The following is a 17802-nucleotide window of genomic DNA, read 5'->3' as shown; positions in this document are numbered from 1 at the left end:
GGCAGAGCAGCACCTCGGGGCGACCGCCAAGGGCCTCGCGCAAGCCTTCGTGAACGCGGCGGATCTCGGCCTGGCCGGGAAGAAAGACCAGCACGCTGCCGCTTTCCTCCGCCAGCGCCTGGAGCACCGCCTGCTGCACCCGCGGCTCGATGAACTCGCCGGGTTGCGCCGCCCGTCCCCAGCGGATATCCACCGGGAACATGCGGCCCTCGCTGCGCACCACCGGCGCTTCGCCGAGCAGCGCCGCAAGACGCTCGCCCTCCAGGGTCGCCGACATCACCAGCACTTTCAGCGGCGGCTCGTCGCGCAACAGTTCGCGGCCATTGAGAGTCAGCGCCAGGGCCAGGTCGGCATCCAGGCTGCGCTCGTGGAATTCGTCGAAGATCACCAGGCCGACACCGTCCAGCGCCGGGTCGTCTTGCAGGCGACGGGCAAGGATACCCTCGGTGACCACTTCGATGCGGGTCTTCGGGCCGACCCTGCTCTCCAGGCGGATCCGGTAGCCGACGGTCTCGCCGACCTTTTCGCCCAGCTCGGCGGCCAGCCGCTCGGCCGCGGCCCGCGCCGCCAGGCGCCGCGGTTCGAGCATGAGGATGCGTTGGCCGGCGAGCCAGGGCTCGTCGAGCAGGGCCAGCGGCACGCGGGTGGTCTTGCCGGCGCCCGGCGGGGCTTCCAGAACGGCCTGGTGTTGTGCGCCAAGGGCCTGGCGCAGGGCGGGAACAACGGCGTCGATGGGTAGGGAAATCATGCTGGCTCCGGACTGACCGACGAAGTATACCGGCGAACCGGCAGGCGCTTTCGACGGTCTTATCGTCATCGTCGCGGCAGAAGATTGCCGAACGCTGGTCGATTGCTATAGTTCGCCGTCATGTTCACCCGGAGGTCATACATGCGCCTTGCCACCCGCGTTTCCTGTGCCGTTCTCAGTGCAGCCCTGCTGAGCCAGTTGTCGGCCTGCGGTACGCTGTTCTACCCCGAGCGACGCGGCCAGATCGACGGTCGCATCGATCCGGCCATCGTCGCCTTCGACGCCATCGGCCTGCTGTTCTATATCATCCCCGGCCTGATCGCCTTCGGCGTCGACTTCGCCACCGGCGCCATCTACCTGCCCGACGCCAAGTACTCGGTCGCCCCGGAAGTGCTCAAGGATGCCGTCGGCGCGGACGGCAAGGTCGACAACCGCAAGCTCAAGGCCATCCTCGAACGCGAGATCGGCCGTGAACTGCCGCTCGACGACCCGCGCCTGATCCGCCACAGCGGCAGCGTCGAGCAACTGGCGGCCTATGGCCTGAAGCCGGCCGCCTGATCCGCCCTTCGAGCGCGACCGTGCGTCAGTGCCCGGTCGCCGCCCGGTTGGTTTACAGTGGCGCCGTCCCTCCTGACAGAAGCGCCCCATGAGTCCCGATTCCCCCCACGCCCGCCTGCTGCGCCTGGCCACCCTGGCCTCGCTCGGTGTCGCCGTCACCCTGGTCATCGGCAAGGCCATTGCCTGGTGGCTGAGCGGTTCGGTGAGCCTGCTCGCCGGCCTCACCGACTCCCTGCTGGACAGTGCCGCCTCGCTGCTCAACCTGCTGGCGGTGCACTATTCGCTACGCCCGGCCGACGACGACCACCGCTACGGCCACGGCAAGGCCGAGGCCCTGGCCGGCCTGGCCCAGGCCATGTTCATCGGTGCCAGCGCGGTGCTGGTGGCTATCCAGGCGGTCGAGCAATTGCGCGACCCGCAGCCCCTCGGCGCGGCCACCTGGGGCATCGCGGTGATGCTGCTGTCGCTGCTGCTCACGGCCCTTCTCCTGGCCTTCCAGACCCACGTCATCCGCCGCACCGGTTCCACCGCGATACGCGCCGACTCGCTGCACTACCGCTCGGACCTGCTGCTCAACGCCAGCATCCTCGTGGCACTGCTCCTGGCCCGCTACGGCTGGCCACAGAGCGACGGCCTGTTCGGCCTGGGCATCGCCCTGTACATCCTCTGGAGCGCCCTGCAGATCGCTCGCGAGTCGGTGTCGATCCTGATGGACCGGGAACTGCCTACCGACATCAGCGAGCGCATGCGCGAACTCGCCTGCAGCGTGCCGGGAGTGCTCGGCGCGCACGACGTGCGCACGCGGATTTCCGGCAACCACTGGTTCGTCCAGTTGCACCTCGAACTGCCCGGCGAGCTGAGCCTGTCGGTGGCCCACGCCCTGACCGACCGCGCAGTGCTGGCGATCAAGCGCGAATACCCGAAGGCCGAGGTGCTGATCCATGCCGACCCGCAGGAAGTGGTCGGCAAGGAAACCGTCAGTTGACGCTGTAGCCGCGCCCGCTCAGGCAGGCGGCCATGGCCCGGCGGTAGCCGTTGGCGACCTCGGCGGCCGGCGCGTAGGTCGCCCCCGCCGGGTCGAAGCCGCTCTCGCCCACCGCCCAGCGGTGGCACTCGTAGCGGTCGCGGCCCTGCTGGTCGGGCCCCTGGCCGCGCGCGGGGTAGGCCACCACGTCGTAGCTGGCGGCCGGCCCGCTGACCGGATAAACGGGTCCCGCTGCCCGCGGCGGCGGGCTGACCACTTCGTACTCGCGGGTGTCGGCATGCCACAGGTAGTAAGTGCCGGCGGCAAGGAAGTACAGCACGCTGCCCAGCCAGACCTGCTCCGCATAGGGCGGCAGGCTGCGGACGCGCACCCCGCGGGGCGGCACGACCAGCACATAGCGCGGGCCGTCGGGTCGGTACCAGTAGCCGTCGTGGAAGAAATACTCGCCGCCGCGATAGGGCACCCGCAGGTGTCCGCGCGGCAAGGCATCCACCATCCGGCCCGGACGCCAGTCGGGATGCGGTCCCCAACTGCCGCCGTACGCTTCGCCGCGGCCAGGTCCCGGTTGTCCGTGGGCAACACCGCGCTCGCCGCCGGGTCCGCCGCGTCCCCCTCGGCCGTCGTCAGCCTGCGCCTGGACGCACAGGCTCAGCGAGAGAGCGCCCACCCCGAGCATTCGCCACCATCCACCGTTCATCGTCTGCCTCGCCCCGGGCCTGGTCGCCCGGCCACGTTCGAATGATCCCGGGAACGACTTTCCGCCGTTTTCCGCCAAGGGTGGGTAAACGCCGGGTAAAGAATGGGTAAAAGCGCGGCACGGGCCGGATCGCGAGCAAAGAAAAAGGGAGGCCCGTCGACCTCCCTTCTGGGGTAACTGTCCTGGCTCGGCGCTATTGGCGACGGCTCACCTCACTCCACCTTCTGGGCGGTGTGCAACCCGGAGGCCGGCGCAACCCTGTAGGGTCGGCGGCCACGGCTGGCCTGATTGGGCGAGCCGTGATGGACGAGATGTCCGGGCCGTGAATCTGGGTAAAAGAATACGTCGCCAGGCGCGACCAATGATTGCTAATATTGCTCAACAGAACCTTAATTGCGCAATAAATCACTCAAATTCACCTTGCCGATGGCAATCAACCTGAAAGAAATCCTCGCCATGAACAAACTCGACCGCTACGACCTGCGTATCCTCGAAGAACTCCAGCGCGACGCACGCATCTCCAACCAGGAACTGGCAGAACGGATAGGCCTGTCGCCATCGCCCTGTTCGCGACGGGTCAAGCAGCTCGAGGACGACGGCTACATCGTCCGCCAGGTAGCCTTGCTGGACCGCAAGAAGCTCGGCCTGAGCCTCACCGCCTTCGTCCTCATAGGCATGGATCGACACACCCCGGAACGCTTCGAACATTTCCAGGAAGTCATCGGCAAATGCCCGGAAGTGCTGGAGTGCAGCCTGGTCACCGGGATGGACGCGGACTACCAGTTGAAGGTCGTGGTGCCGGACATGGACCACTACCAGAAGCTCCTGCTGGGTACCCTGACGCGCATCGAGGGGGTCTCCAGCGTGCGCTCCAGCTTCGTCCTCAACCAGGTGCTGGCGAGTACCGAACTGCCGCTGGAGCACCTGCGCGATTGATCGTAGCGAGACCTGGGACATGACACGGAACAGGCGGCATGCCGTATAATCGGCAGCCTGTTTCAGTTGTCATGCCCGCGTGGCCCCCGCATATAAAGAGCAGCCTGCTCGTAGAACGATAAACGCCTTGCCCGCCCCCCATGGCACGCTCCGTCCGACCGCGAGCCGGACTTCGTTTGCTTGAAAATCCGGAGGTTGCCAATGGATCCCGAACTGTTCGAAGAGTGGATGATGACCGGTCTGGTGACCGTGCTTATCCTGTTCATGGCTTTCATCGTGTGGGACCTGGCGAAGAAGTCGAAAGCCGGCAAGTTCGGAACCCTGATCCTGTTCTTCGCCCTCGGCCTGGGCGTACTGGGCTTCATCATCAAGGGCCTGGTCATCGGCAGCCTCGAAGGCGCGGGCATGTAACCCCGGCGCCACACGCGTCATCCAACCACTCGTAATCATCCGCCGGCCCCGGCCAACGGGGCCGGCTCGCCTTGCCATTGCCTAGAACAAGGGAGTCGCCATGAACGCCGCCGACCGCGTCATGCAGAGTTATGGACGCTGCTGTGCCAGCACCGGATTCTTCGATGATTTCTACCGGCATTTCCTTGCCAGTTCCCCGCAGATTCGCGCCAAGTTCGCCACCACCGACATGACTGCGCAGAAACACCTGCTGCGTGCCGGGATCATGAACCTGGTGATGTACGCCCGCGGCATGTCCGACAGCAAACTGCGCGCCCTCGGCGCCAGCCATTCGCGCGCCGCGCTGGATATCCGCCCGGAACTCTACGACCTGTGGCTGGACGCCCTGCTGATGGCGGTCGCCGAGCACGACCGCGACTGCGACGCCGAGACCCGCGACGCCTGGCGCGACGTGATGGGTCGTGGCATCGCCGTGATCAAGTCGTACTACTGATCGTTCCGCGCCCGCTGGACGACGCCCCTCTCGTCAGTCCAGCCGCGCCGGCACTTCCCGCCATTCCCCGAGGCCCAGGCCATCCAGGCTCCAGGGGCCGATCCGCACCCGCACCAGCCGCAGCGTCGGCAAGCCCACCGCCGCCGTCATCCGCCGCACCTGGCGATTGCGCCCCTCGCGGATCACCAGTTCCAGCCAGTGGGTCGGCACCGACTTGCGAAAACGCACCGGCGGCACCCGCTCCCACAACGTCGGCTCATCCAGCAGACGCGCCTCGGCGGGCAGCGTCGGGCCGTCGTTGAGCGTCACGCCCTCGCGCAGGCGCCGCAATTGCTCCTCGTCCGGCGTGCCTTCGACCTGCACCCAGTAGGTCTTCGGCAGCTTGTGCCGGGGGTCGGCGATGCGCGCCTGCAGGCGACCGTCGTTGGTCAGCAGCAACAGGCCCTCGCTGTCGCGGTCCAGGCGCCCGGCCGGATACACGCCCGGCACCGGGATGAAGTCCTTGAGGGTCGAGCGCCCTTGCTCGTCGTTGAACTGGGTCAGTACGTCGAACGGCTTGTTGAACAGCAGCAGCTTCGGCTCGCTCGGCGGCGCCTTGGCCACCCGGCGTGGCGCAGGGCGGACGGGATGACGCGGGGAAGGACGCGGGGGACGGGACATGACTGGAAACGAGTTGGCTTGATCGGGGTACCGGGCGGCATGCTAGGTTGTCCGAGAGCCTGACCGCAAGAGCATCCCCTCATGCCCTCCCTGCGTCCCACCTGGCTGATCAGCCTGCTGACCCTGGCCGGCTGCGCTGGCAGCGCCTATCAGGGTCCGCCTTCGGACCATTTCGACGGCGAACGTTTCCGCAATATCCAGCCGACCGCGCACAAGAGCCTGCGCGACCTGCTCAAGTGGCAGTGGAACCGCCCGCCGCAACGCCCGTGGGTCGCCCTGCCGCCGACGGCAACGCCGCCAAGGGTGAACGAGCGCGCCCGCGGCGAAGAACTGCGGATCACCTACATCAACCACGCCACCCTGCTGATCCAGCACCGCGGCCTGAACATCCTCACCGACCCGGTCTGGTCGCAACGGGTCAGCCCGCTCGCCTTCATCGGCCCGAAGCGCCACCATCCGCCCGGGTTGACGCTCGACCAGTTGCCGCCGATCGACCTGGTGCTGGTGAGCCACAACCACTACGACCACCTCGACCTGGAAACCCTGCGCCAGCTCCACCGGCGCTGGCCGACGGCCAAGGTGGTCAGCGGCCTGGGCAACGCCGGGCTGATCCGCCAGACAGGTTTCGCCGACGTCGTGGAGATCGACTGGTGGCAGGCCGTGCCGCTGGGCGCTGGCCTGACGCTGCATGGCGTACCGGTGCAGCACTGGTCGTCGCGCACCCGCAGCGACACCAACCGCACGCTCTGGCTCGGCTTCGTCATCGACTCGCCGGACGGCCCGCTGCTGTTTCCCGGCGATACCGGGCTCGGCCCGGAGTTCGGGCTGATCAACCAGCGCTTCGGGGCGATGCGCTTCGCCGCCCTGCCGATCGGCGCCTACGAGCCGCGCTGGTTCATGCGCGACCACCACATGAATCCCGACGACGCGGTGCAGGCCCATCGCACGCTGCAGGCGCAGACCAGCATGGCCATCCACTTCGGTACCTTCAATCTCACCGACGAACAGCAGGACGACCCGCCCAAGGCGCTCCAGGCGGCGCTGCGCAGCCAAGGCGTGGACCCGGCGACCTTCGGCACGCCGAAACCCGGCGAGCAGTGGCGCGTCGCACCGCGCAACGTCGCTCAGGAGGCCGAGGCCACCAGGCGGGAGCAGCAGTTGCGGTAGCGCTTGCCGCTGCCGCACGGGCAAGCCTGGTCGCCACGGCCGCCCAGGGCCAGCCAGCTTTCCAGGCGCGCGGCCATCCCGGCCAGGCGCTCGCGGGCCTCGTCGTCCAGGCCGGCGCGGGCCAGTTGGCGCCGCAGGCCGAGGTAGTCTTCCAGCAGGACATCGCGGCTGAGCGCCTGGTACTGGTCGGCCAGCGGCACGCCTTCGTAGCGCCGCTGCGGGTCGGCCAGGAAAGCGATGGCGCCCGCCTGCGGCAGGACATTCCAGAGGTTGCCGCGCGGATCGCGCCAGCAAGCGCTGAAACGCGCGCGCAGGGCCAGGCCGCGCCATTCTTCCAGGATCCAGCCGTCGACCCGCACGCCGCCGAGGGCGTCGACCGCCCGCCCGACCGAGAACCACGGTTCGCCGGCCAGGCTTTCCGGCATCGGCAACGGCGCTGCCACTTCCGGCGCGGCATCGGGCACCAGGCGGCGGGCGAAGCGACGGAGCGGGTTGCTGAGATGAGTGGGGGCGCTGAACGGCATGGGGCTCACATCGATGGCAGGCGTGGTCGTTCCGACCGGCAGAAGGCGCCGCGGTTCCACGCAGGGCGAAGGGCCGTCATTGTAGGGCCTCGGCGCCGCGAGGCGTAGAAGCGCGCCCCGGTTTCCGCGCGGAAACCGGGGCGCGTCCGATCAACGGAACGGCGGCTCGTCGAAACTCCGCAGCTTGCGCGAGTGCAGCGAGTTGAGCTGGCTGCGCAACAGGTCGAGGGCGGCGATGCCGATCCGCAGGTGCTGGTTCACCGCGCGCTCATAGAAGGCGTTGGCCGAGCCGGGCAGCTTGATCTCGCTGTGCAGCGGCTTGTCCGAGACGCACAGCAACGTGCCGTAGGGCACCCGCAGGCGGTAGCCCTGGGCGGCGATGGTGCCGCTCTCCATGTCCACCGCGATGGCCCGCGCCAGGTTGATCAGTGGCCGCTCCTGGGCCCAGCGCAGCTCCCAGTTGCGGTCGTCGTAGGTGAGCACGGTGCCGGTGCGCAAGCGTCGCTTGAGCGACTCGCCGCGCTCGCCGGTGACTTCGGCGGCGGCTTCCTGCAAGGCGACCTGGACTTCGGCCAGCGCCGGGATCGGGATGTGCGGCGGCAGCGCGCGGTCGAGGATGCCGTCGCGGCGCATGTAGGCGTGCGCCAGCACGTAGTCGCCGATGGTCTGCGACTGCCGCAGGCCGCCGCAGTGGCCGATCATCAGCCAGCAGTGCGGACGCAACACCGCCAGGTGGTCGGTGATGTTCTTCGCGTTGGACGGGCCGACCCCGATGTTGACCAGGGTGATGCCGTCGCCATCGGCGGCGATCAGGTGGTAGGCCGGCATCTGGTAGCGGTGCCAGACCACCCCGGCGACGATGGCGTTGGCCTCGCCTTCGTCCATCCCGCGCTCGATGATCACGTTGCCCGGCAGGACCATGCGCACGAAGCGCGGGTCCTCGCGCAGGCGGGTCAGGCCGAGGCGGATGAACTGGTCGACGTAGCGGTGGTAGTTGGTCAGCAGGATCCACGGCTGCACGTGGCGCCAGTCGCTGCCGGTGTAGTGCACCAGGCGGCGCAGGGAGAAGTCCACCCGCGCGGCGTCGAACAGCGCCAGCGGCAACTGGTCGGCGCGTTCCCATTCGTAGAGGCCGTCGGCGATGTCGTCGGAAGCGGCGGACAGGTCGGTGCTGGGGAACACCCGCGCCAGCTCGGCGGCGGTCACCCCGGAGCCGGCCAGCTCATCGCCCTGCTCGACCACGTAGGGATAGGGGATGTCCTGTTGGCTCGGGCCGACCTGCACCTGCACGGTGAAATCGTCCATCAGCGGACGCAACTGTTCCAGCAGGTACTTGCGGAAGGCGTCGGGGTGGGTGACGGTGACGCTGTATTCGCCCGGCACCTGGACCTTGGCGTAGGCGCGGGTGGTGGACGGCACCTCGCCCTGGCAGCGGTAGCCGATGCGCAGTTGCGGGTAGTGGAAGTTCTGCCGCTCGGCCTCGCTCGGCTCGATGCGCTCCTTGATGTAGCGCTTGAGCGCCTGGCTCAGCGCCGCGGTGGCCTGGCGGTGCAGCTCGGCAAGACGGTCGACGGCCTCCTCGGCCGTGCGGGCGACGACGAACCCGTCGTCGGAATCGATACTCATGGTGGGCTTCCTGTCGGTTCGCATGGAAAACATCTTGCCTGTACCGACAGGAAAACACAGCGCTTTTCTCCCGTTACCTCATTCGGCCAGCGCCACCACCGCCATGGTCACGGTGGCCTTGCTGAACAGGTGCCGCCGACCGTCCCGCTCGGCGAACACCTCGGCCTCGACCACCGTCACCTGGCGCCCGGCCTTGAGCACCTCGGCGCGACACAACAGGCGCTGGCAAAGCGCCGGGCGCAACAGGTTGAGCTTGAACTCCAGGCTCAGCACCGTCTGTCCCTCCTCCACCAGGGTCGCGGCGGCGGCCCCGGCGGCATGGTCGGCCAGGGTCGCCTGGACCCCGGCATGGATGAAGCCGTTCTGCTGGGCGTGGCGGGGCAGGATGTCCAGCCCCGCTTCGACCCAACCCGGCCCGCAGTCCAGCGGACGGATGCCGAGGTCGCCGACGAAACTGGCCGCGGCGAAGCCCTGCTCGACCAGCTCCCGGTAGCGCGGATGCGCCTGCATCGCGGCGCGCCTCAGGCCAGGTGCGGGGTGGCGCGAGCCAACAGCGCCTCGACCTCGACGCCGCGCGGGAGGGTGCCGTAGACCCGCCCGCCGTCCCCCAGGCGACTGCCGATGAAGGCGTCGGACACCGCGGCGTTGCCGGCTTCCAGCAACAGCTTGGCCTGCAGGGCGATCGCCACGTCCTCGGTGAGCTGGCGGGCGCGGTACTGGATGTCGGCGGTGTCGGCGAAGGCCTCCTTGAGGTTGCCGATGTGCGCGGCGAGACGGGCGTCGCCATGGCCGTCGCCCAGTTCGGCGAACAGCGCGTCGAGCACCCCCGGCTCCTTCGACAGGGCACGCAGCACGTCCAGGCACTGCACGTTGCCGGAACCTTCCCAGATCGAGTTCACCGGGGCCTCGCGGTACAGCCGCGGCAGGATGGTTTCCTCGACGTAGCCGGCACCGCCCATGCATTCGGAGGCTTCGTTGATCATCGCCGGGGCACGCTTGCAGATCCAGTACTTGCCCACCGCGGTGACCAGGCGGGCGAACTTCTCCTCCTGCTCGTCGTGGGCACGGTCCAGGGCATGCCCCATGCGCAGGGTCAGGGCCAGCGCCGCCTCGCTTTCCAGGGCCAGGTCGGCGAGCACGTTCTGCATCAGCGGTTGCTCGGCCAGCACCCGCCCGCCGACCTTGCGGTAGGCACAATGGTGGGCAGCCTGGGTCAACGCCTGACGCATCAATGCGCTGGAGCCGATCATGCAGTCGAAGCGGGTCATGGCGACCATCTCGATGATGGTCGGCACGCCACGGCCCTCCTCGCCGACCATCCAGGCCAGGGCGCCGCGATACTCGATTTCGCTGGAGGCGTTCGACCAGTTGCCCAGCTTGTCCTTCAGGCGCTGGATGTAGAACTGGTTGCGGCTGCCGTCCGGCCGGTGGCGCGGCAGCAGGAAGCAGGTCAGGCCCTTGTCGGTGTAGGCCAGGGTGAGGAAGGCGTCGCACATCGGCGCCGAGCAGAACCACTTGTGCCCGACCAGTTCGTAGGCCTGCCCCGGCCCGGGAATCCCCACCGGGTAGGCCCGCGTGGTATTGGCGCGGACGTCGGTGCCGCCCTGCTTCTCGGTCATCGCCATGCCGATGGTGACGCCCGCCTTCTGCTCCATCGGCACGTTGCGCGGGTCGTACTCGCGGGAGAGGATCTTCGGCAGCCATTTCTCGGCCAGGTCCGCCTGCAGGCGAATCGCCGGCACGCTGGCGTAGGTCATGGTCAACGGGCAACCGGTGCCGGCCTCCGCCTGGCTGTGCAGGTAGGACAGCCCGGCCCGCGCCACCTGGGCGCCGGGGCGCGGGTCGGTCCAGGGCAGCGAGGGCAGTTCGTGTTCGATGGCTGCGCGCATCAGCTCGTGGTAGGCGGGATGGAACTCCACCAGGTCGACGCGGTTGCCGTAGCGGTCGTGGCTATGGAACTCCGGCTTGTGCTGGTTGGCCAGGAAGCCAGCCGCCATCAGCGGGCCGCCGGCCAGCTCGCCGTAGCGCTGCAGGCGCTCCTCGGCCCAGCCGCCCTGGTAGCGACGCACCCACTCCTGGAGAGGCAGGTCGAGGCGGTAGAGGTTGGCACCATCCAGCGACGGTACCTGGTTGGTCACTTCGTGGGTTTCGGCGTACTGGTGCAGGTTCATGAGGGTTCCTCGCAGACAGGCGCGCCCACCGCGCGCAGGCAGAAGTTCACCAGAGCCGTACTCACCGGCTCCAGACTCGGTTCCGGCTGGCCGCTGTCGCGAGCGGCGCGTGCCGGGGGAGACAAGGGGCCGACCAGCGCCTCGGCGATGGCCCCGACCAGGCAGGCCGCGGCAAGCGGCACCAGGGAAAGCTGGAATGCGCCACTGCGCCGGCCCTCCTCGAGCAGTTCGACGAACAGTGCGGCGTAGGCCTCGCGATAGCGCAGGCGCTGCTCGTCGACTTCAGGATCCACCGGCTCGGCGATCAGGGCGAAGGCCAGCCGCTGGCTGCTCCAGGCGCGCGCGGCAAAGCGCCGCAAGCCCTCGGCCAGGCGCCAGGCGGGCGCGCCGGGACCGCGCAGGACCACGGCCAGGGCATCGACCTCACGCTGGCTGGCGCGGCGGAAGATTTCCGCCGCCAGCTCGCCCTTGCCCCGGAAGTGGCGGTACAGGCTGCCGGTGGCGATCCCCGCGTCGTCGGCCAGGGCCTGCATGGTCAGCGCGGCGAAACCGCCCTCCGCGACACGCCGCAGGCCTAGCTGGAGGATGCGCTCGCGCAGCGCGGAATCGCGTTGCAGGCGGCGTTCGGTGACACGATAGACCATGACTGAATCCGGATTCACTTTTTCCCAGTGAATCACGCTTCAGGCTTTGCCTAAAGAGACATACAGGTCGCGCAGGCCGGCATTTCAGCCAGCCGCGGAAAGGCTTCAGGCGGACTTGGTGACGATCGGCTGGCACAGCAGCCAATCGTGCAGCAGGGTCTGCAACTCTTCGAACTTGACCGGCTTGGCCATGTAGTCGCTCATGCCCGCCGCCAGGCAGCGCTCGCGATCGCCGCTGTGGCTGTGGGCGGTCAACGCCAGCACCGGCAGTTCCGCGCAGCCGGGCAGCGCGCGGATCGCCCGACAGGTGGCGAAGCCGTCCATCACCGGCATCTGGCAGTCGAGCAGTACGCCGTCCGGCCGCTCGCGCGCCAGCAACTCCAGGGCCTCGCTGCCGTTGTCGGCGGTGCGCACCCGGTAGCCGAGCTTGAGCAGCATGCCGCGAGTCACCAACTGGTTGATGGCGTTGTCCTCCACCACCAGCACCGTGCACTCCTCGGGACGCCGCACCGCCTGCCCGCCGGCGCGCCGCGGCGGCGGCGCCAGGCCCTGGGCCGGCTGGGTCAGTTGCAGGCGCAGGAGGAAGCGGCTGCCCTGCCCCGGCCGGGACTCGTGGGTCAGCTCGCCGCCAAGCAGTTCCACCAGCTTGCGGCACAGCGCCAGGCCGATGCCGAGGCCTCCGTAGCCACGGGTCAACGAGCTGTCGGCCTGGACGAAACGCTGGTAGAGGTCGCTGCCGGCGGCCATGTCGAAACCGATGCCGGTGTCGATCACTTCCACCCGCAGCGCCACCCCGTCATGGGTACGCCCGGCGGCGACGCGCAGGGTGACGCTGCCCCTGGCGGTGAACTTGATCGCGTTGTCGACCAGGTAGCCCAGCGCCTGGGCCAGCTTGCCGGCATCGCCTTCGAGGGTATCCGGCAGGCTGTCGTCCAGTTGCAGGGCGAAGCGCAGGCCCTTCTCCTCGGCGCGCGGCGCGTACTGCGCGCGCAGGCTGTCGAACAGGCCGCGCAGGCTGAACGGCTCGCGGCGCGGGTAGAGCTTGCCGGCCTGCAGTTCGATGAGGGCGAGGATGTCGTTGACCATCCGCATCATGTCCCGCGCCGAACCGGCGGCGGTGCGCTGGTACTCGGCGAGTTCGACGTCCATCGGCACCGTCTGCATCAGCTCCAGCGAACCGATCACCCCGCTCATCGGGGTGCGCAGTTCGTGGGTGACGGTGGCGAGGAACTCGTCCTTCAGGCGGTTGCTGTTGGCCAGTTCCTGGTTCAGCGCTTCCAGCTTGCGGCTGGACTCCTGGAGGATTCGCGCGCGCTCCTCCTTCATCGCGTTGATCCGGTCGGCCAGCGCCAGCGACAGCAAGCCCACCTCCAGCGCCGAACCGATCTGGCTGGCATACATGGTGAGGAACATGTTCGGCAGGTAGCCGAGGACCATCAGGGTGTTGACGATGCCGCCGAGAAGGAAGGCGGTCCAGGCGATGATGAAATAGCGCGCCACGCGCATGCCGCGCAGCCAGGCGAGGATGCCGGCGGCGAAGATCAGGCCGGTGAAGGCCAGCGCCAGGTAGGTGGCCAGGCGCAGGGCCACGGCGTAGCTCATGGTCAGCGCCATCAGCATGACCAGCGCGCCGACCGCCATCAGCGCCAGCAGGCCGCGGTCGACCCACACGCTGTGGTCGCGGGTATGCAGGAAGCTGCGCGCGAACTGGCAGCCGAACAGCGCCGCCGAACCGATCAGGAATGGCGTGGCGGCGTTCGCCCACCAGGGGCTGTCGGGCCAGAAGTACTCGATGCCGGCGCCGTTCACCGAGACCTGGTACAGCCCGAACGAAGCGATATAGAGGATGTAGTAGAGATAGCTGGTATCGCGGACGCTGAGGAAGATGAACAGGTTGTAGATCAGCATCACCAGCAGCACGCCATAGATGATGCCGAGCACATAGATGCGTTCGGGCTGCTCCTCCAGGTAGGCCTTGGGCGACCACAGGGTCAGCGGCGCCTGGATCGACCCCTGGCTTTCCAGCCGCAGGTAGACACGCTGCGGCTTGTTCGGCTCGAGGCCGAGTTCGAACAGGTAGTTGTTCTGCCGGATCGGCCGACTGGCGAACGGCAATGTGTCGCCGGTGCGCTGGGCGAGGCGGTAGCCGCCCTGGCCATCGGGCAGGTAGAGGTCGAGCTTGTCCAGCGGCGGATAGGCCAGCTCCAGCAGCCAGGTGCGCGGATCGCTGGAGGCGACCGGCCGGTAGTCCAGGTCCAGGCGCAACCAGAACACCGAGCGCGAATAGCCGGCATTGAGCACGTCCTTGTCATGGCGGCGGAAGCTGCTGTCGATGGCCCGCGAGGTGATATCGTTGATATCGGCGCTACCGCGCACGTCCTCGAACACGTCGATGGACTGCCCCAGCGGCAGGCGCTCGACCTGCTCGTTGAAGCTCACCGCACCCGCCAGGCACGGCAACGCAAGAAGAAAGAGAATCAGCCAGTGCCGCATGATGCCCCGCAGTGCTCCTCGAACGGACCGGGAGCCCCACCTCCCTCGTCATGGTCCGCCCTTGGCGAGCGTTGTATGAATATTCGCCGAACTTTAGCACACGCCACGCCACATCAGGCCCGGGACGTGTCACGCAGGGCCCGGGCGCGGCACCCGAAAGGTCGTCCGCGCAGCCGCCACGGAGCGCTTTTAGTGGTAAGCTCACGCGCCATGAAAACACCGACTTCCCGCCCCGTAGTGCTCTGCCTGTCCGGTCACGACCCCAGTGGTGGCGCCGGACTGCAAGCCGACATCGAAGCCCTGCTCGCCCAGGGCTGCCACGCCGCCCCGGCGGTCACCGCGCTGACCGTGCAGGACACCGTCAACGTCAGCGACTTCCGCGTCCTCGACCGCGAGTGGGTGCTGGCCCAGGCCAACGCCGTACTCGCCGACCTGCCCGTCGCGGCGGTCAAGCTGGGTATGCTCGGTTCGCTGGAGATGGTCGACACGGTGGCCGAGATCCTCGCCGCCCACCCGCACTTGCCGGTGGTCTGCGATCCGGTGCTGCGCGCCGGCGGCGGCGGTGCGCTGGGCAAGGGCGACGTCGGCTTCGCCATGCGCGAGCGGCTGCTGCCGCGCGCCACCATCGCCACGCCGAACCTGCCGGAAGCGCGCCTGCTCGCCGACCTGCCCGAGGGCAGCGCCGACCAGTGCGCCGAGCGCCTGCTGGAACACTGCGAGCACCTGTTGATCACCGGCGGACACGGCGACGAAAGCGAAGTGCACAATCGCCTGTACAGCCGCGACGGCAGCCGCCGCACCTTCACCTGCCAGCGCCTGCCCGGCAGCTACCATGGCTCCGGCTGCACCCTGGCCAGCGCCCTGGCCGGTCGCATCGCCCTCGGCGAAGCACTGCACGGCGCCGTGCAGAGCGCCCTCGACTACACCTGGCGGACCCTGCGCGACGCCGAGAGTCCGGGCCACGGCCAATACGTGCCGCGCCGCCTGCCCACCGACTTCTGTCACTGAGAGCCAGCCGATGAAACTGCGCGGCCTGTACGCCATCACCGATAGCCAGCTACTGGACGACGGCCGCCTGTTGCCCTACGTCGAAGCCGCGCTACGCGGCGGCGCGCGCCTGCTGCAATACCGCGACAAATCCAGCGACCAGGCGCGGCGCCTGCGCGAGGCGGAAAGCCTGCGCGAACTCTGCGAACGCCACGGCGCGCAGCTGATCGTCAACGACGACGCCGAACTCGCCGCGCGCCTGGGCGTCGGCCTGCACCTCGGCCAGACCGACGGTTCGCTGTCGGCGGCGCGCGCCCTGCTCGGCCGCCAGGCGATCATCGGCGCCACCTGCCACGCCCAACTGGAACTGGCCGAGCAGGCGGTGGCCGAGGGCGCCAGCTACGTCGCCTTCGGCCGCTTCTTCAATTCCAGCACCAAACCCGGCGCCCCCGCCGCCAGCGTCGAACTGCTCGACCAGGCCCGGCCGCGCCTGCACCTGCCGATCACCGCCATCGGCGGCATCAGCCTCGACACCGCGCCCGGCCTGATCGCCCGCGGCGTCGATCTGGTCGCCGTGATCCATGCGCTGTTCGCCGCCGCGTCCGCCGCCGAGGTGGAACGCCGCGCCCGCGCCTTCAGCGCCCTGTTCGAACCTGCCTGACGCCTCCGCGCCTCGCCCGAGAGATAGAGAGCTAGCCATGTCCCGTTCCGAAACGCTGTTCAACAACGCCCAGAAACACATTCCCGGCGGGGTCAACTCCCCGGTGCGCGCCTTCAAGAGCGTCGGCGGCACCCCGCTGTTCTTCAAGCACGCCGAAGGCGCCTATGTACTGGACGAGGACGACAAGCGCTACGTGGACTATGTCGGCTCCTGGGGCCCGATGATCCTCGGCCACAGCCATCCGGACGTGCTCGACGCGGTGCGCCGGCAACTCGACCACGGCCTGTCCTATGGCGCGCCGACCGCGCTGGAAGTGGAAATGGCCGACCTGGTCTGCTCCATGGTGCCGTCGATGGAGATGGTGCGCATGGTCAGCTCCGGCACCGAGGCGACCATGAGCGCCATCCGCCTGGCCCGCGGCTACACCGGGCGCGACAGCATCATCAAGTTCGAAGGCTGCTACCACGGCCACTCCGACAGCCTGCTGGTGAAGGCCGGCTCCGGCGCGTTGACCTTCGGCGTGCCGAACTCCCCGGGCGTTCCGGCAGCCTTCGCCAAGCACACCCTGACCCTGCCGTTCAACGACATCGAGGCGGTGCGCAAGACACTGGGCGAAGTCGGCAAGGAGGTCGCCTGCATCATCGTCGAGCCGGTTGCCGGCAACATGAACTGTGTGCCGCCGGCGCCGGGCTTCCTCGAAGGCCTGCGTGAAGCCTGCGACGAACACGGCGTGGTGCTGATCTTCGACGAAGTGATGACCGGCTTCCGTGTCGCCCTCGGCGGCGCCCAGGCCTACTACGGGGTCACCCCGGACCTGTCGACCTTCGGCAAGATCATCGGCGGCGGCATGCCGGTGGGCGCCTTCGGCGGCAAGCGCGAGATCATGCAGCAGATTTCCCCGCTGGGCCCGGTCTACCAGGCCGGCACGCTCTCGGGCAACCCGCTGGCAATGGCCGCCGGCCTGACCACCCTGCGCCTGATCAGCCGCCCCGGTTTCCACGACGAACTGACCGCCTACACCACGCGCATGCTCGACGGCCTGCAACAGCGCGCGGATGCCGCCGGCATCCCCTTCGTCACCACCCAGGCGGGCGGCATGTTCGGCCTGTACTTCAGCGGCGCCGACGCCATCGTGACCTTCGAGGACGTGATGGCCAGCGACGTCGAACGCTTCAAGCGCTTCTTCCACCTGATGCTCGACGGTGGCGTGTACCTTGCGCCTAGCGCCTTCGAGGCCGGCTTCACCTCCATCGCCCATGGCGACAAGGAGCTGGAAATCACGCTGAACGCCGCCGAAAAAGCCTTCGCCGCGCTGAAATGATCCTCTTCGCGGCGCCCTTCCCAGGCGCCGCCCTCCTCCCCGCCGGAACGCCTTCCTAGGCGAAATGCATAAACGCGCCGACAAAGTTCCCGAAAAGACAGTAAAGACTTTGTAAGGAGGCGTCGGCTTATTTCATAATGTGAGGGTCAGCGCATTTCGTTGGCCGGGCAGCCCTTGCCCGCCCCGATCCAGGAGGTGTCTTCCCCTCATGTTCCGTACCGGCCGCACCCTCGCCCTGGGTTGCCTGTTGATCCTCCAGCCGCTGCTCGCGCAGGCGGGAGGCAACTCGTTGCTGATTCCAGCGACCGGCCGCTGCGCGCTGAACACCGTTCCCGAAGAATTGCAACAGGCGCTCGCCGCCTGCCAGCAGGTCGCCAATGGCGGCGACGCCGAGGCGCAATACGAACTGGGCGAATTCTTCTACGACGGCGAGCGCATCCCGCGCGACCTCCAGGCCGCCCTCAACTGGTTCGAGAAAGCTTCTCTACAGGGCCATGCCCAGGCCCAGTACCACCTCGGCACCATGTTCTTCCGTGGCGAAGGGGTTCCGGCGAACAACGTACAGGCCTACATCGTGCTGAAGATGGCAGCGGTGAACGGCGCCGAGGACGCCCTGGACAGCGCCGACCTGGTAGCCGAGCAGATGAACCGCGACGAACTGGACATCGCCACCCGGGTGCTGGGGCAGATCTTCCGCAACTACCTGATCGAACTGCAGAC

Annotated in this window: 19 protein-coding genes; 10 read left to right on the top strand and 9 right to left on the bottom strand. The window is 68.3% G+C overall.

Going from position 1 to position 17802, the window contains the following annotated elements:
• The coding region (locus tag FFS27_RS12400; RefSeq protein ID WP_137952028.1) for a DEAD/DEAH box helicase at window positions 1-748 on the bottom strand (748 nt) is incomplete at its 3' end.
• A gap of 141 nt (window positions 749-889) precedes the next feature.
• Between FFS27_RS12400 and FFS27_RS12395 the strand changes: the two genes are divergently transcribed.
• The gene (locus FFS27_RS12395; protein WP_003093116.1) at window positions 890-1306 is read left to right on the top strand and encodes a hypothetical protein; all 417 of its coding nucleotides are present in this window, start codon (window positions 890-892) and stop codon (window positions 1304-1306) included.
• An 88-nt stretch (window positions 1307-1394) separates the two neighbouring features.
• Entirely contained in the window at window positions 1395-2291 is an 897-nt protein-coding gene (gene fieF / locus FFS27_RS12390; RefSeq protein ID WP_003093118.1) for a CDF family cation-efflux transporter FieF, read from the top strand.
• Here fieF and FFS27_RS12385 read toward each other — a convergent pair.
• On the bottom strand, window positions 2284-2967 hold the full coding sequence (locus FFS27_RS12385; protein ID WP_023443497.1) for a DUF6515 family protein: 684 nt from the start codon (window positions 2965-2967) through the stop codon (window positions 2284-2286). The two genes, fieF and FFS27_RS12385, sit on opposite strands and share 8 nt — an antisense overlap.
• A gap of 477 nt (window positions 2968-3444) precedes the next feature.
• On the opposite strand from FFS27_RS12385, the gene FFS27_RS12380 reads away from it, so the two are divergent.
• The 3 genes from FFS27_RS12380 (at window position 3445) to FFS27_RS12370 (ending at window position 4828) form a co-directional block, all read left to right on the top strand.
• Entirely contained in the window at window positions 3445-3924 is a 480-nt protein-coding gene (locus FFS27_RS12380; protein WP_003106063.1) for an Lrp/AsnC family transcriptional regulator, read from the top strand.
• A gap of 201 nt (window positions 3925-4125) precedes the next feature.
• Window positions 4126-4335: a DUF2788 domain-containing protein gene (locus FFS27_RS12375; RefSeq protein WP_003093125.1), complete on the top strand. Its 210-nt coding sequence runs from the start codon at window positions 4126-4128 to the stop codon at window positions 4333-4335.
• A 100-nt stretch (window positions 4336-4435) separates the two neighbouring features.
• Window positions 4436-4828 (top strand): globin, encoded by a 393-nt coding sequence (locus FFS27_RS12370; RefSeq protein ID WP_003093127.1) that lies wholly within the window; start codon window positions 4436-4438, stop codon window positions 4826-4828.
• Between the two features lie 33 nt (window positions 4829-4861).
• Here the strand turns inward: FFS27_RS12370 and FFS27_RS12365 are convergent, their stop codons facing one another.
• Window positions 4862-5431 carry a pseudouridine synthase gene (locus tag FFS27_RS12365; RefSeq protein ID WP_003114324.1) on the bottom strand — a complete coding sequence of 190 codons (570 nt, stop codon included), beginning with the start codon at window positions 5429-5431 and terminating at the stop codon, window positions 4862-4864.
• A 138-nt stretch (window positions 5432-5569) separates the two neighbouring features.
• Between FFS27_RS12365 and FFS27_RS12360 the strand changes: the two genes are divergently transcribed.
• The gene (locus FFS27_RS12360) at window positions 5570-6655 is read left to right on the top strand and encodes an MBL fold metallo-hydrolase (RefSeq protein ID WP_023100823.1); all 1086 of its coding nucleotides are present in this window, start codon (window positions 5570-5572) and stop codon (window positions 6653-6655) included.
• On the opposite strand, the gene FFS27_RS12355 is transcribed toward FFS27_RS12360, so the two are convergent.
• From FFS27_RS12355 to ladS, 6 genes are all read right to left on the bottom strand, one after another.
• Entirely contained in the window at window positions 6613-7179 is a 567-nt protein-coding gene (locus FFS27_RS12355) for an SEC-C metal-binding domain-containing protein (protein WP_023095218.1), read from the bottom strand. The two genes, FFS27_RS12360 and FFS27_RS12355, sit on opposite strands and share 43 nt — an antisense overlap.
• 150 nt (window positions 7180-7329) lie before the next feature.
• Window positions 7330-8829 (bottom strand): AMP nucleosidase, encoded by a 1500-nt coding sequence (amn, locus tag FFS27_RS12350; RefSeq protein WP_003119204.1) that lies wholly within the window; start codon window positions 8827-8829, stop codon window positions 7330-7332.
• 54 nt (window positions 8830-8883) lie between these two features.
• Window positions 8884-9315 carry a PaaI family thioesterase gene (locus tag FFS27_RS12345; RefSeq protein ID WP_021265255.1) on the bottom strand — a complete coding sequence of 144 codons (432 nt, stop codon included), beginning with the start codon at window positions 9313-9315 and terminating at the stop codon, window positions 8884-8886.
• Window positions 9316-9326: 11 nt separating this feature from the next.
• Window positions 9327-10976 (bottom strand): acyl-CoA dehydrogenase family protein, encoded by a 1650-nt coding sequence (locus FFS27_RS12340; protein WP_023100822.1) that lies wholly within the window; start codon window positions 10974-10976, stop codon window positions 9327-9329.
• Window positions 10973-11620 (bottom strand): TetR/AcrR family transcriptional regulator, encoded by a 648-nt coding sequence (locus FFS27_RS12335; protein ID WP_003093144.1) that lies wholly within the window; start codon window positions 11618-11620, stop codon window positions 10973-10975. The genes FFS27_RS12340 and FFS27_RS12335 overlap by 4 nt, the downstream gene beginning before the upstream one ends.
• Before the next feature lie 105 nt (window positions 11621-11725).
• Window positions 11726-14113, bottom strand: coding sequence for a hybrid sensor histidine kinase/response regulator LadS (ladS, locus tag FFS27_RS12330; RefSeq protein ID WP_003093145.1), 2388 nt, complete (start codon window positions 14111-14113; stop codon window positions 11726-11728).
• 210 nt (window positions 14114-14323) lie between these two features.
• Here ladS and FFS27_RS12325 point away from each other — a divergent pair, with 210 nt between their 5' ends.
• From FFS27_RS12325 to FFS27_RS12310, 4 genes are all read left to right on the top strand, one after another.
• Window positions 14324-15121, top strand: a complete 798-nt coding sequence (locus FFS27_RS12325) for a hydroxymethylpyrimidine/phosphomethylpyrimidine kinase (protein ID WP_003100335.1) — start codon at window positions 14324-14326, stop codon at window positions 15119-15121.
• Between the two features lie 10 nt (window positions 15122-15131).
• Complete coding sequence (gene thiE / locus FFS27_RS12320) at window positions 15132-15761, top strand: thiamine phosphate synthase (RefSeq protein WP_003093148.1); 630 nt, start codon at window positions 15132-15134, stop codon at window positions 15759-15761.
• Between the two features lie 37 nt (window positions 15762-15798).
• The gene (gene hemL, locus FFS27_RS12315; RefSeq protein ID WP_003093150.1) at window positions 15799-17082 is read left to right on the top strand and encodes a glutamate-1-semialdehyde 2,1-aminomutase; all 1284 of its coding nucleotides are present in this window, start codon (window positions 15799-15801) and stop codon (window positions 17080-17082) included.
• A gap of 208 nt (window positions 17083-17290) precedes the next feature.
• Window positions 17291-17802: tetratricopeptide repeat protein (locus FFS27_RS12310; protein WP_137952027.1), on the top strand; the 512-nt coding region annotated here is incomplete at its 3' end.

Origin of the sequence: Pseudomonas sp. 2VD (genome assembly GCF_005503585.1) — a bacterium.
Lineage (GTDB): Bacteria > Pseudomonadota > Gammaproteobacteria > Pseudomonadales > Pseudomonadaceae > Pseudomonas > Pseudomonas aeruginosa.
Note: the sequence above shows the minus strand (reverse complement) of the source record. Positions and strands in the feature narration are given on the sequence as shown.

Coding starts and splice junctions, on each gene's coding strand:
- FFS27_RS12395 (WP_003093116.1), top strand. CDS start 890: ATGCGCCTTGCCACCCGCGTTTCCTGTGCCGTTCTCAGTGCAGCCCTG.
- fieF (WP_003093118.1), top strand. CDS start 1,395: ATGAGTCCCGATTCCCCCCACGCCCGCCTGCTGCGCCTGGCCACCCTG.
- FFS27_RS12385 (WP_023443497.1), bottom strand. CDS start 2,967: ATGCTCGGGGTGGGCGCTCTCTCGCTGAGCCTGTGCGTCCAGGCGCAG.
- FFS27_RS12380 (WP_003106063.1), top strand. CDS start 3,445: ATGAACAAACTCGACCGCTACGACCTGCGTATCCTCGAAGAACTCCAG.
- FFS27_RS12375 (WP_003093125.1), top strand. CDS start 4,126: ATGGATCCCGAACTGTTCGAAGAGTGGATGATGACCGGTCTGGTGACC.
- FFS27_RS12370 (WP_003093127.1), top strand. CDS start 4,436: ATGAACGCCGCCGACCGCGTCATGCAGAGTTATGGACGCTGCTGTGCC.
- FFS27_RS12360 (WP_023100823.1), top strand. CDS start 5,570: ATGCCCTCCCTGCGTCCCACCTGGCTGATCAGCCTGCTGACCCTGGCC.
- FFS27_RS12355 (WP_023095218.1), bottom strand. CDS start 7,179: ATGCCGTTCAGCGCCCCCACTCATCTCAGCAACCCGCTCCGTCGCTTC.
- amn (WP_003119204.1), bottom strand. CDS start 8,829: ATGCGAACCGACAGGAAGCCCACCATGAGTATCGATTCCGACGACGGG.
- FFS27_RS12345 (WP_021265255.1), bottom strand. CDS start 9,315: ATGCAGGCGCATCCGCGCTACCGGGAGCTGGTCGAGCAGGGCTTCGCC.
- FFS27_RS12340 (WP_023100822.1), bottom strand. CDS start 10,976: ATGAACCTGCACCAGTACGCCGAAACCCACGAAGTGACCAACCAGGTA.
- FFS27_RS12335 (WP_003093144.1), bottom strand. CDS start 11,620: ATGGTCTATCGTGTCACCGAACGCCGCCTGCAACGCGATTCCGCGCTG.
- ladS (WP_003093145.1), bottom strand. CDS start 14,113: ATGCGGCACTGGCTGATTCTCTTTCTTCTTGCGTTGCCGTGCCTGGCG.
- FFS27_RS12325 (WP_003100335.1), top strand. CDS start 14,324: ATGAAAACACCGACTTCCCGCCCCGTAGTGCTCTGCCTGTCCGGTCAC.
- thiE (WP_003093148.1), top strand. CDS start 15,132: ATGAAACTGCGCGGCCTGTACGCCATCACCGATAGCCAGCTACTGGAC.
- hemL (WP_003093150.1), top strand. CDS start 15,799: ATGTCCCGTTCCGAAACGCTGTTCAACAACGCCCAGAAACACATTCCC.